The 12277-nt window shown below is 57.5% G+C and carries 11 protein-coding genes; 5 read left to right on the top strand and 6 right to left on the bottom strand.

Features of this window, described 5'->3' with window-relative positions; translation table 11 throughout:
• The first annotated feature begins 7 nt into the window (after nucleotides 1–7).
• From AC27VJ_RS08145 to AC27VJ_RS08125, 5 genes are all read left to right on the top strand, one after another.
• The gene (locus tag AC27VJ_RS08145) at nucleotides 8–955 is read left to right on the top strand and encodes an ABC transporter permease (protein WP_488683582.1); all 948 of its coding nucleotides are present in this window, start codon (nucleotides 8–10) and stop codon (nucleotides 953–955) included.
• On the top strand, nucleotides 952–1821 hold the full coding sequence (locus tag AC27VJ_RS08140) for an ABC transporter permease (RefSeq protein ID WP_488683581.1): 870 nt from the start codon (nucleotides 952–954) through the stop codon (nucleotides 1819–1821). The genes AC27VJ_RS08145 and AC27VJ_RS08140 overlap by 4 nt, the downstream gene beginning before the upstream one ends.
• 25 nt (nucleotides 1822–1846) lie before the next feature.
• A complete protein-coding gene (locus AC27VJ_RS08135) occupies nucleotides 1847–3631 on the top strand; it encodes a gamma-glutamyltransferase family protein (protein ID WP_488683580.1) in 1785 nt (594 codons plus the stop codon).
• Between the two features lie 2 nt (nucleotides 3632–3633).
• On the top strand, nucleotides 3634–5460 hold the full coding sequence (locus tag AC27VJ_RS08130; protein ID WP_488683579.1) for an ABC transporter ATP-binding protein: 1827 nt from the start codon (nucleotides 3634–3636) through the stop codon (nucleotides 5458–5460).
• Nucleotides 5461–5701: 241 nt separating this feature from the next.
• Nucleotides 5702–6331 (top strand): outer membrane protein, encoded by a 630-nt coding sequence (locus tag AC27VJ_RS08125; protein WP_488683578.1) that lies wholly within the window; start codon nucleotides 5702–5704, stop codon nucleotides 6329–6331.
• 33 nt (nucleotides 6332–6364) lie between these two features.
• Here AC27VJ_RS08125 and AC27VJ_RS08120 read toward each other — a convergent pair whose 3' ends face one another.
• From AC27VJ_RS08120 to AC27VJ_RS08095, 6 genes are all read right to left on the bottom strand, one after another.
• Entirely contained in the window at nucleotides 6365–7156 is a 792-nt protein-coding gene (locus AC27VJ_RS08120) for an ABC transporter permease (RefSeq protein ID WP_488683577.1), read from the bottom strand.
• Between the two features lie 3 nt (nucleotides 7157–7159).
• On the bottom strand, nucleotides 7160–8338 hold the full coding sequence (locus AC27VJ_RS08115) for an ABC transporter permease (RefSeq protein WP_488683576.1): 1179 nt from the start codon (nucleotides 8336–8338) through the stop codon (nucleotides 7160–7162).
• Nucleotides 8335–9414 (bottom strand): ABC transporter ATP-binding protein, encoded by a 1080-nt coding sequence (locus tag AC27VJ_RS08110; RefSeq protein WP_488683802.1) that lies wholly within the window; start codon nucleotides 9412–9414, stop codon nucleotides 8335–8337. Before AC27VJ_RS08110 ends, AC27VJ_RS08115 begins: the two co-directional genes overlap by 4 nt.
• 96 nt (nucleotides 9415–9510) lie before the next feature.
• Entirely contained in the window at nucleotides 9511–10536 is a 1026-nt protein-coding gene (locus AC27VJ_RS08105; protein WP_488683801.1) for an ABC transporter substrate-binding protein, read from the bottom strand.
• 221 nt (nucleotides 10537–10757) lie between these two features.
• Entirely contained in the window at nucleotides 10758–11498 is a 741-nt protein-coding gene (locus AC27VJ_RS08100; protein WP_162727685.1) for an SDR family NAD(P)-dependent oxidoreductase, read from the bottom strand.
• 73 nt (nucleotides 11499–11571) lie between these two features.
• On the bottom strand, nucleotides 11572–12252 hold the full coding sequence (locus AC27VJ_RS08095; protein WP_488683575.1) for a GntR family transcriptional regulator: 681 nt from the start codon (nucleotides 12250–12252) through the stop codon (nucleotides 11572–11574).
• Between the last annotated feature and the right edge of the window lie 25 nt (nucleotides 12253–12277).

Here is a 12277-nt window from a genome sequence, read left to right as displayed (position 1 = left end):
TCATCCCATGCATATATACATCGGCAAGCGGCTTCTGGTGGCCATTCCGACGCTGCTCATCATCTCCATTTTCGTGTTTTCTCTGCAAAAACTGCTACCCGGCGATCCTATTCTCGCCATGGCGGGCGAAGAGCGCGATCCTGTCGTCATCGAGCTTTTGCGGGAGAGATACCGGATGAACGATCCTTTCATCTACCAGTATTTCTATTGGCTCGGCTCCTTGTTGCAGGGTGATTTCGGAATTTCGCTCAGGACCAATCAGCCGGTTCTCGAACTGATTGGACAGAAGCTTCCCGTTACGATCCAGCTTGCGCTCATGTCGATGTTTTTTGCGCTCATCATTGGGGTACCGATTGGTATTCTGGCAGCGGTCAAGCAGAACACATGGATCGACTATGTCTCCAACATCGTCGCACTGTCAGGACTTTCGATCCCGAACTTCTGGCTGGGCATCATGCTTATTCTCCTGGTGTCGGTGCAGCTGGGATGGCTGCCTGCATCGGGCTACGAGTCGATTTTCGTTGATCCCGTGCGGTCGATCCAGACCATGATCATGCCGTCCTTCGTTCTGGGAAACGCCCTGGCGGCAACGTTGATGAGGCACACACGCTCGGCCATGCTGTCTGTCATGAAGTCGGATTACATTCGCACGGCGCGGGCAAAGGGTCTTTCCAACTGGCAGGTCATTTTCAGTCATTCTTTCCGCAACGCGCTTTTGCCCATCATCACTCTTGCAGCGCTGTTGTTTGGCGAACTGCTGGCCGGTGCCGTTTTGACCGAACAAATCTTCACCATTCCGGGCTTTGGCAAACTTATCGTCGATGCCGTCTTCACGCGTGATTACGCCGTCGTTCAGGGCGTCGTTCTCTGCACCGCTGTCGGCTTCATTCTCATGAACCTGCTGGCCGATGTCGTCACCGTCTTGCTCAACCCCCGTATGAGGACTGCGATATGAGCGCCGCCATAGAGACAGGTCCAGTCGCCCAAAAGTCCGAGAGCCGCGCCTGGAAAAAAATGAAGCGCAACAAAAGCGCCATTGCCGGGCTTGTCATCATAACATTCTTCGCGCTGCTGGCTGTCGTCGCGCCGCTTTTGCCGCTGGCTGATCCCTATGCCACAAGCTGGAGTGCAATCCGCAAGGCACCGTCGCTCGCGCACTGGATGGGTACGGATGATATCGGGCGAGACATTCTTTCGCGCATGATCTGGGGTGCGCAGGCTTCACTCATGGCGGGCGTGATTTCCGTTGCCATCGCGGTCGCGGCGGGTGTGCCGCTGGGGCTCGTATCGGGCTATTTCGGAGGCTGGATCGATCAGGTCATTTCGCGCATCACGGAAGCCTTTCTGGCAATGCCCTTCCTCATCATGGCGATTGCACTTGCCGCATTTCTGGGGCCAAGCCTCAGCAATGCGATGATTGCGATTGGTCTTTCCGCCATGCCGATCTTCATCAGGCTGACGCGTGCTCAGGTTCTGGCGGTGAAAACTGAGGATTACATCGAGGGCGCGCGTTCGATTGGCCTTGGCCATCACGACATCATGCTGCGTTACATTCTACCCAACATCGTGCCGCCGATCATCGTGCAGGCAACGTTGACGGTGGCTACCGCCATCATCGCAGAAGCCAGCCTTTCGTTCCTGGGCCTTGGCCAACAGGCTCCGGCGGCGAGCTGGGGGTCGATGTTGAACGTGGCCAAGAACTACCTTTCACAGGCGCCATGGATGGCCATGTGGCCGGGCGCTGCAATCTTCCTCGTGGTTATCGGCTTCAACCTCTTGGGTGATGGCCTGCGCGATGCGCTCGACCCACGCGAACACTGAAATTTACGGACCGAAGGACATAGACATGACTGCATTCACAACCCGCCCCGAAATCCTCGGTACGTTCGGCGTCGTCACTTCCACGCACTGGATCGCCTCTTCCGTTGGCATGAGCATGCTCGAAAAAGGCGGCAATGCTTTTGACGCTGCTGTCGCCACCGGCTTTGTTCTGCAAGTGCTGGAACCGCATCTGAACGGTCCCGGCGGCGATATGCCCGCTGTGATCTATTCCAAGAGAAAGGACAAGGTGGAGGTTATCTGCGCGCAGGGCCCTGCACCTGCTGGCGCGACCATCGAGCATTATAAAAGCGAAGGCATCGATATCATTCCAGGCGACGGCCTGCTGTCGACCGTCATTCCCGGTGCCTTCGATGGCTGGATGCTGATGCTGCGTGATTACGGCACCATGACCGTGCGGGAGGTGCTGGAGCCGGCTATCCATTATCTGGAAAACGGCCACCCCATGTTGCCGCGTGTTTCGGCCTCTATCGCTGGCTTGGCAGACTTCTTCCAAAAGGAATGGCCGACGTCTTATGAAACATGGGTGCCGGGCGGTTCCGTGCCGCAGCCGCTTTCCAATTTCAAGAACCCGGTTCTAGCGGAGACGTGGAAGCGGATCGTAAAAGAGGCGGAGGCGAAGAGTGACCGCGAGGCCGGGATCGAGGCGGCACGCGATGCTTTTTATCGCGGCTTCGTCGCAGAAAAGATCGCCGACTATCTGAAAGACGCCGAAGTCATGGATGCGAGCGGCGCGCGCCATAAGGGCGTGCTGACCGCGGACGATATGGCCAATTGGCACGCCACGATAGAAGCGCCAACGACCTATGATTATCATGGTTGGACGATTGCCAAGACCGGACCATGGGGGCAGGGGCCTGTTCTGCTGCAATCCCTGGCGCTTCTCAAGGGTATCGATATCGCGAAAATGGACCCCGCCGGTCCGGACTTCGTGCATACGGTGGTGGAAGCCATGAAGCTCGCCTATGCTGACCGCGAAGTCTATTACGGCGATCCGGAATTCGCGCAGGTTCCGGTCGAAACCTTGCTGTCCGATGGCTATAATGACGAACGTCGTAAACTGATAACGCAGCAAGCTTCGATGGAATTGAGGCCGGGCCTCATTCCCGGTTTCGATAATCAACGCAACCTGACGCTTTCCATGCTCAACTCCATGCAAGGCACCGGCGCGGTCTATGAACCGACGATGTCGCATCTCACCGAAAAGCGGGGCGATACCGTCCATATCGACGTCATCGACCGCGAAGGAAACATGGTGTCGGTCACGCCGTCCGGCGGCTGGCTGCAAAGCTCACCCATCGTGCCGGGCCTTGGTTTCTGCCTCAATTCGCGCGCGCAGATGTTCTGGCTCCAGTCGGGGTTGCCGACCTCACTTGCGCCGGGCAAGCGCCCGCGCACGACATTGACGCCCTCTCTTGCCCTGTTCGAGGGTCGCCCGACGCTTGCCTTTGGCACGCCGGGTGGAGATCAGCAGGATCAGTGGCAGCTGTCCTTCTTCCTGCGCTACGCGCATTTCGGCCTCAACCTTCAGGAAGCCATCGACCTGCCGCTGTTCCACACATCTCATTTTCCCGGCTCCTTCTATCCGCGGACAAGACAGCCCGGCAATGTCATGATCGAGACGAGTATCGGGCAGGGCGTGCTGGATGAGTTGAAGCAGCGTGGGCACGATATTACGCCTGCCGATCCATGGACCGTTGGCCGTTTGACGGCGGCGCGTCGTGACGCGGATGGGCTGTTGCGCGCCGCTGCCACGCCGCGCCTGATGCAAGCCTATGCAGTGGGGCGATGAGAATGGCCGCAAACAGTGAACGCAATGAAGAGCCAGTTCTTCGCGTCCGGAATCTGACCACATCTTTCCGGATCGATGATGAATGGAAGAGTGTCGTTCGAGATTTGTCATTTGAGGTGAAGGCAGGCGAAACCGTTGCCATTGTCGGCGAGAGTGGGTCTGGAAAAAGCGTGACCTCCCTGTCCCTCATGCGCCTGTTGGACCCTAAGAACAGCCGGATCGAAGGCAGTGTCGAGTTGAACGGCAAGGACATCCTGTCGCTTTCCGAACAGGACATGCGTCATGTGCGTGGCAACGACGTCGCGATGATCTTTCAGGAGCCGATGACGTCGCTCAACCCCGTCTTCACGATTGGACGACAGATTTCCGAGGTTCTCGTTCGTCACAAGGGGCTGGACAAAGCGCAGGCCAGAGCCGAGACGATCCGTCTTCTCGAGAAGGTTCGTATTCCCAATGCGTCCAGCCGCTTTGACGAATACCCCCACCAGTTTTCCGGCGGAATGCGCCAGCGTGTGATGATCGCCATGGCACTTGCATCGCGTCCCAAGCTATTGATTGCGGACGAGCCGACCACGGCGCTCGACGTGACAATCCAGGGTCAGATCCTCGATCTCATCAAGACGCTTCAGGAAGAAGAGGGCATGGCCGTTCTCTTCATTACTCATGATATGGCTGTCGTCGCAGAGATTGCTGACCGAACAATCGTGATGTTTCGGGGTGATCAGGTGGAAACCGGAGAAACCGCCGACATCTTCCATCGCGGATCGCACCCTTATACCCGCGCCTTGTTGGCCGCGGTGCCGAAACTCGGCTCCATGGAAGGGCATGAGCGGCCACTGCGGTTTCCAAAAGTCGATATGACGACGGGTGCTGTGGGCGACAGCCCTGAACTTGGCGATACGGTCGTGGGTGGCATGACGCCGGTTCTGTCCGTCAAAAATCTCGTCACACGCTTTGCCATCCGCTCGGGAATGTTTGGCCGTGTAACGGGTGCAGTGCATGCTGTGGAGAATATCAGCTTCGATCTGTTTCAGGGCGAAACGCTCTCGCTCGTGGGTGAATCCGGATGCGGTAAATCCACGACTGGTCGGTCGATCACGCGTCTGGTCGAACCACTGTCGGGCGAAGTCTCGCTTGATGGCTACGACGTCTTGCGGCTGGACCCGCAGGGGCTTCGCGCGATGCGGCGCAGCGTGCAAATGATCTTTCAGGACCCGTTTTCCAGCCTCAATCCCCGCATGACGGTTGGCGCTGCCGTGGCGGAGCCGATGATCAAGCATCGCACGGCGACATCGTCGCAGGCGCGCAAGAACGCCGCTGATCTTCTGGAGAGGGTTGGGCTCTCACCCGCGATGATGGATCGCTATCCGCACGAGTTTTCAGGCGGCCAGCGGCAACGCGTGGCTATTGCCAGAGCGCTAGCGCTCAACCCCAAGGTCATCGTGGCGGATGAAAGCGTTTCCGCCTTGGACGTTTCGATCAAGGCGCAGGTCTGCAATCTGCTGATGGACCTTCAGGAGCAATTCAAGATCGCCTTCCTTTTCATCAGCCACGACATGGCAGTGGTAGAGCGCGTCAGTCACCGCGTTGCCGTCATGTATCTGGGCGAGATCGTCGAGATCGGCCCCCGCGCGGATATCTTCGCCAACCCGCAACATCCCTACACCAAAAAGCTGATGGCGGCGGTTCCAGTGCCCGATCCGGCCCGGCGTGGCATTCGCCGCAATGCTGGCACAGACGAGCTAAAAAGCCCGATCAGGCCGGTGGGGTATGAAGCACCGAACAGGCTTTATACCGAGGTTTCGCCGGGACATCTGGTGCTGAGCTAACCGCGGAAAGGCGTTTGTAGGGTGCATTGCAGTGGCCAATCACGGCTGGGTTGACCTGATTAATCCATTGTTAATCATACATTTAAGCTTTTAGTCAAATTCGAATGAAATCTCGATTTTGCCTTATCTTCGCATGATTTCCCGCCATAACGGGCGTCAACGAGGTGCCTGTCCGGGGTAGCTCTGCAAATGCCTTAAGCCCTCTCGTCGTCAAGTGGGCGGACAATGTATGGAGTATAAAATGTCCTATGGTCTGAAATCCCTCGCCACCGTTTTGCTGGTCTCGTTTGCAGCAGCTCCTGCAATGTCTGCAGATTTGAACTCCTATGAGGCTCCTCCTGCCTACAATGAAGCTCCCGCCTCGACGTCGTGGACGGGCGCTTACGTCGGCGGTCATATCGGCGCGGCGATGCCGAGTGCAAATCCGTTCCGCAGCGGCAAGGGTCTGGCACTGGGTGCGCAGGCGGGTTACGATTATGACCTGGGATCTGCTGTCGTCGGCGGTGAAGTCGAAGCCACGCATCTTGGCGATGCGCAGGTTAAAGTTCCCAACGGTCACCTGAAGGAGCGCTGGCGCGCTGCCGTAAAGGCAAAGGCTGGCGTCAAGCTTGACCAGACGCTTGTTTACGGAACGGCCGGCGTGACAGTCACAAGTCTGCGTGATGGCAATGGCGTTACAGGCCCTGATGGCATGAAGGAAGGCTATCTGCTGGGCGCTGGCGTTGAGCATCGCTTCACGCCGCAAATCTCCGGCAAGGTCGAATATAATTATGTTGCGACCGGTGACGTTCGCACCTTTGCTAATGGTTCTGCATCCCACACAGACCTGAGCGATAATGTCGTCAAAGGTGGCGTGAACTATCGTTTCTAATGTTTGAAATGTAGTGGCAGCTATTTGCTGCCACTACGCCCGGCCTAACCTTTTCGCTAGCATCAGCCGAGATATGACGACGATCACGCCGACAATGACCGTGACGGCGATAAACAGGAAAGCGGCAGCGGCGATTGCGGGACTGATATTTTCCCGGATGCTGGAAAACATCTGCCGTGCGAGCGTTCGCTGATTGGGGCCTGCCACGAACAGTGTCAGCACCACTTCATCAAGCGAGGTTGCGAAAGCCAGAACGGCCCCCGATAGAACCCCCGGCATGGCAAGCGGCAAAGTCACACGTCGAAAGACCGTAATTGGAGAAGCGCCAAGGCTCTCCGCGGCAAGCTCTACGCGCTTGTCGATACCGGTCAAGGCACCAGTGACGCTGACCACGACGAAAGGAACGGCGACGACGGTGTGTGCGATGATCACGCCCAGATAGCTGTTCGTCAGGCCAAACCGCGCAAGCAGCACCTGCATGCCGACGCCGAGCACGACTGCGGGAACGACCATAGGCAGAAGAAACAGCGTTCGCATCGTTCCACGAAAGAAGATGAGCCGGTTGCGCAAACCGAGTGACGCTGTCGTGCCCAGCACCGTTGCGAGCAGGGTCGTGCCGGTGCCGATGATCAGGCTGTTGACGATTGCGCGCCGCCAGGCATCCGCCGTGAACAGCTCTTCGAACCAACGCAGCGACCAGGATGGTATCGGATAGGTGAGGATGACGCTCGACGTGAAGGCGAGCGGCAGGATGGCGATGAGCGGTGCCACAAGGAACAGCATGGCCAGTGCCGCGAAGGTGAATTTGGTGAGTTTCATCGGCATGGCTCAATACCTTTCCGCTTCTTCGGCAGAAAGCCGCGCATAGACACTGTAGAGAAGCAATGTCGCGATGAGCAGCACAACGCCCAGTGCACCCGCCATGCCCCAGTTTGCCGAGCCGATGGCATAAAAGGCGATGATCGAGGAGATCATCTGATCGCCCGGCCCACCGATCAGCGCAGGCGTGATGTAGTATCCAATGGCTGAAATGAAGACGAGTAGACTACCCGATGCGACGCCGCGCAGGCTGAGCGGCAGAAGCACGCGCAGAAAGGCGCGCAGCGGATGGGCGCCGAGAGAGGCCGCTGCCGGCATAAGGTTTTTCGGTATGGTGATCAGCACAGAATAGATCGGCAGCACCATGAACGGCAAAAGCACATGGGTCATGGCGATGATGACGCCTGTGCGGTTGAAGATCAGCGGCAACGGACCATCGATCAGGCCGATTGCCTGCAAAGCATCGTTGATCAACCCTTTTTCCTGCAACAGAATGAACCAGGCCGCCGTGCGCACAAGAAGCGAGGTCCAAAGCGGCAGCAAAACGGCTCCGAGCATAAGGTCTCGTTTCCGCCCGGTCAGCGATGCGGCAATGATTGCATAAGGAAAGCCGATGCAGGCACAGGCGAAGGTGACGAGCGCTGCGATCCAGAAAGTGCGCACGAGAATGACGCGGTTGACCGATTGATCGGCGGGCAGGTGTTCGATTTCGCCTGATGCGTTACGACCGAGATCGACGGCGGCCAGCAGATTGCGGTCGGTCAGCGGCGAGAGCGCATCGGCAATGGCCAGCCAGAAGTCTGGCTTTTCCCAGCGTTTGTCGATGGAGACGAGATCGGCTGGCGGGTTTGCCGCATCTCCAAGCGCGCTGGTGGTTTTGGACATTAGCGTGCGGAAACCGGAGCGCGCGCTGTTGAGACGACGCACCATATCACCCAATGCCTGATCGTCATTGACGGCCTTCAAGTCATCCATCAACGCCGTCTGCATGGCAGCGGTGGGTGGCGATACGCGGTCCCATTCCGGCAGCACTTCGGCGCTACGTGGCAACAGGCGCAGCACTGCCGTATCTGACACCGACTGCGACATCATGCTGAACAGTGGCCAGACGAAAAAGCCGATAACGAAAATCAACAGCGGCGCAAGCAACAGCAGCGACCGGCTGGTTCGGGAGGTGATTGCGCTCATGGTGCTATGACCCGGCAATCATCCGCTGAAAAAGCGGCATAGACCTTCGTGCCCGGCTGAAACTCCCGCGACCGACGCCCGAGTTTCGCAATCAGCTGATGCGATGCATTCTGCAACTGCACCCGCAAATGATCGCCCTGATAGACGGAGTCCGTTACCTCCGCCTCCAGGCAGTTGCGCGCATCGCCACGTATTTCGGTGAGATCGACCCGTTCAGGGCGAATGGAGACATATACCTTCTGCCCTGTCGAAACATTGGCGGGAACAACGGACACGACTTCAGCGCCGGAGGGTAGTCGCACAACCGCTTGCCCAGCCTGAATTGTTTCAACGACACCTTCCACGAGATTGGTTTCGCCGATGAACTCCGCGACGAACTTCGTCGCGGGCTCGTCATAGACCTGTCGCGGTGTTCCAATCTGTTCGATCTTGCCCTTGTTGAACACGGCAACCCGGTCAGACATGGTCAGCGCTTCAGACTGGTCATGGGTGACGAAAACGATGGTGAGGCCGAGACGGCGATGCAGGTCGCGAATATCGAGCTGCATCTGTTCGCGCAATTGCTTGTCCAATGCTCCAAGCGGCTCGTCCATCAGAACGACGCGGGGCTCGAAGACCAGCGCACGGGCCAGCGCCACGCGCTGCTGCTGACCACCGGACAGTTGCGAAGGGCGACGGTTTGCGAAGGCCGACAGTTGCACCATGTCCAGCGCCCGCGCCACGCGTTGTGCAATCTCCGCTTTGTTCATGCCGCGCATCTGGAGCGGGAAGGCGACATTGTCCCCCACCGACATATGCGGAAACAGCGCGTAGCTTTGAAACACCACGCCCATGTCGCGCTTGTAGGTGGGCACGTTGTTGATGGCCGTCCCGTCCAGCAGAATATTGCCGGAGGTCGCCTGCTCGAAACCGGCAAGCATCATCAGCAATGTGGTTTTGCCCGAACCGGAGGGGCCGAGCAGGCTGACGAATTCGCCCTTATCGATGCCGAGATCAAGGTTTTCGACCACGCAGAGCGGGCCATAAAATTTTGTAATATTGTCAAATCGAATGAATTCCGCCACGGAACACTCCATCACTTGAGGCAGGAGGCGGCGCTCCCATAAAACCGGGAGATCGCGTCTGGCAAAAGGAGAAGGGTACCTGCGCGGCACCCTTCCGCGAGGATTGTCTTACTTGGCAAGCCAGGCGTTGAAGCGCTGGGTCAGTGTTTCCGCATTGTCGATCCAGAAATCAACATTCAGCGGAATGGAATCCGTCATGTTTGCCGGATCGGTTGGCAAATCCTTGGCGAATTTTTCCGGGACTTTGGCCGCAGCTGCCTTGTTGGGAAGACCATAGGCCACGAATTCCGGCAGCTTGGCCTGATTTTCAGGCAGGCTTGCGAAGGCGATGAAGTCCTGCGCAGCATCCTTGTTGGCAGCATCCTTCAACACGACCCAGCTATCCACGGCATAGATGCTGCCCGGAAAGACGACTTTGAAATTCTTGCCTTCAGTGCGGTTGATGCCGGTGATGCGACCGTTATAGGCCGATGTCATCGCGACTTCGCCAGACGCCAGGAATTGCAGCGGCTGCGCGCCAGACTCCCACCAGACGATGTTGGACTTCAGCTCATCGAGCTTCTTGAACGCGCGCGTCACGCCTTCTTCGGTTGCCAGCACATCGTAAAGCTCGTCTTTCGAAACGCCATCGGCAAGCAATGCGAATTCGAGCGTATATTTCGGGCCTTTGCGCAAGGAGCGCTTGCCGGGGAATTTCTTGACGTCCCAGAAATCCGCCCAGGATGTTGGGCCTGCCTTCAGCTTGTCGGCATCATAGGCAATAGCGGTGGACCATACGATGGCGCCCACGCCGCAGTCATTGACGGCGGAATCGAGGAACTTGTCCTTGCCACCCATCTTGTCCCAGTTGATCTTTTCATAAAGGCCGTCTGCACAGCCAAGCGCCAGTTCTTCGGCCTCCACCTGCACGGCATCCCAGTTGGGAGCGCCAGCCTTGACCTTCGACTGAATGACGCCGATCCCGCCATCCCAGGCTTCGTCGAGAACCGGCTTGCCGGTCTTTTCAGCGAAAGGCTTGAAGTAGATGTTGCGTTGAGCGTCCTGATAATTGCCGCCCCAGGAAACGACGGTCAAATCCCGTGCGAAAACCGGTGAGACGAGGCTTGCAGACAATACGACGGCGACAGCCGTCATGACGCTGGGTTTCATAAATTTTTTCATTGTATTCCCCTTTTCTTGGTTATTGCAGGAAGCCTGCAGTCCCGTTTTGATGGTGCTTTATATAAACCGCTCTCACCGTCGCCTTTGGCGTACCGGTGCTGCGCAGTCTTTCCGGTTGTTGCGTCCATTTCCCCTTGGATGCCTGCAACCGATAGAGATGTTGCGATGCCTGCCGGTTCGGCATTGGCTCGCAATCAGACGTGCTGCCCTCCATTGATGTGGATTTCTGCGCCGTTGATATAGGAGGATGGTTCCGTGCAGAGGAAGTAGATGGTTTCAGCCACTTCCCGCGGGTCTCCCAGCCTTTGCATTGGTACTTCCGCCGCGACTAGCGCATCTGTTCCGGGCGAAAGGATTGAAGTTTCGATCTCGCCGGGAGCAATCGCGTTGGCTCTGACCCCGCGGCGGCCAAATTCATGGGCCATTTCTCTCGTCAGTGAGCCGAGTGCTGCCTTGGACGCCGCATAGGCGACACCGGCGAACGGATGGACGCGTGTTCCGGCAATCGAGGTCACATTGACGATGGACCCTTTGGCCGCCTCAAGCTCCGGCATCAGGGCGCGGGCAATAAGGGCTGTGGAGACGACATTGACATTCAGCACCTGCGTCCAGATGTCCGCGTCTGTGCCCATGACGCCAAGGCGGCTCTTTTCCGGGCCTTTGGGTGATATGCCGGCATTATTGACCAGCGCATGCAGCCGACCATTGGGCAGGCGTTCGCGCACGGTTTCTGCAAGGCGGTCGATCTGCGTCAAATCCGCGAGGTCCGCCTGAATATGGCTTTCGCGGGCTGATGGCCACGCGCATTCTTCGGAAAACGGTTGGCGGGAAACGGTGAGGATGCGCCAGCCTTTTGACTGGAAGAGCTTGACGGTTGCGTGTCCGATGCCGCGGCTTGCACCAGTCAATAACATGTAGCGGCGTTCTTCGGTCATGCGAACATTCTCCGTTGATGCTTGATACATCGTAATAGGGGATTTTTGAAATGCAAGCTTTCTGTGGTGAAAACTATGCCTGACGCAATTGCTGCTCGTCTCCCCGTTCCAGACGTTCAAGAATAGGTTTACCGCCGAGCAGAATATCGTCAACGATGGCCATGGCAGCAGCGGGGGAGTCGTGACGTTTCAGCGCCTCGATCACGGGATAATGATGGTTTATCATTTCCCGCCCACCCTGGACATAGGCATCGGAGATATGCGGCCCCATCTGCAGCCAGAGGCGTCTCAAAATACCATTCAACAGCGGAAGCTGGGCGATTTTCGGCAGCATGAAGTGGAAAGCCTGATTGAGCTCTGTGCCGCGTAATCTGTCGCCGTCAGCAATTGCCTGCTCGTTTTCCCGCACGATACGCTCCAGAACCTCAATATCCGCGCCGGTCGCCACCTGCGCTGCGGTTTCTGCTGCCAGTCCTTCAAGCTTGATGCGGATCGCGCGAATTTCCTTGTAGCGGCTCTCGCTCATTCCAGGAATGCGAATATCACGCGGAGAGCGGAAGATGATGGCTTCATCATTCGCGAGCCGCAATATCGCATCTCGGATAGGGGTCACGCTTGTCCCGAACTGTTCGGCAAGATCGCGAATTTTTAGGCGGTCGCCCGGTTGGAACTGCCCCTGAATGAGCGCATCGCACAGCTTGCCGTAAACGGCGCTGTTGAGGTTTTCATATTCCAGTGTGGAAAATTCGGGCATGCGCTGGTCCAGGTTTCGATTATTA

The sequence above is a fragment of the Agrobacterium sp. 20P9.1.2 genome (assembly GCF_057799395.1).
This window is presented reverse-complemented; position numbering and strand designations above follow the sequence as displayed.

What these genes read in the sequence shown, in the direction of transcription:
- AC27VJ_RS08145 (WP_488683582.1), top strand. Translation starts at nt 8, where the DNA reads ATGCATATATACATCGGCAAGCGGCTTCTGGTGGCCATTCCGACGCTG.
- AC27VJ_RS08140 (WP_488683581.1), top strand. Translation starts at nt 952, where the DNA reads ATGAGCGCCGCCATAGAGACAGGTCCAGTCGCCCAAAAGTCCGAGAGC.
- AC27VJ_RS08135 (WP_488683580.1), top strand. Translation starts at nt 1,847, where the DNA reads ATGACTGCATTCACAACCCGCCCCGAAATCCTCGGTACGTTCGGCGTC.
- AC27VJ_RS08130 (WP_488683579.1), top strand. Translation starts at nt 3,634, where the DNA reads ATGGCCGCAAACAGTGAACGCAATGAAGAGCCAGTTCTTCGCGTCCGG.
- AC27VJ_RS08125 (WP_488683578.1), top strand. Translation starts at nt 5,702, where the DNA reads ATGTCCTATGGTCTGAAATCCCTCGCCACCGTTTTGCTGGTCTCGTTT.
- AC27VJ_RS08120 (WP_488683577.1), bottom strand. Translation starts at nt 7,156, where the DNA reads ATGCCGATGAAACTCACCAAATTCACCTTCGCGGCACTGGCCATGCTG.
- AC27VJ_RS08115 (WP_488683576.1), bottom strand. Translation starts at nt 8,338, where the DNA reads ATGAGCGCAATCACCTCCCGAACCAGCCGGTCGCTGCTGTTGCTTGCG.
- AC27VJ_RS08110 (WP_488683802.1), bottom strand. Translation starts at nt 9,414, where the DNA reads ATGGAGTGTTCCGTGGCGGAATTCATTCGATTTGACAATATTACAAAA.
- AC27VJ_RS08105 (WP_488683801.1), bottom strand. Translation starts at nt 10,536, where the DNA reads ATGACGGCTGTCGCCGTCGTATTGTCTGCAAGCCTCGTCTCACCGGTT.
- AC27VJ_RS08100 (WP_162727685.1), bottom strand. Translation starts at nt 11,498, where the DNA reads ATGACCGAAGAACGCCGCTACATGTTATTGACTGGTGCAAGCCGCGGC.
- AC27VJ_RS08095 (WP_488683575.1), bottom strand. Translation starts at nt 12,252, where the DNA reads ATGCCCGAATTTTCCACACTGGAATATGAAAACCTCAACAGCGCCGTT.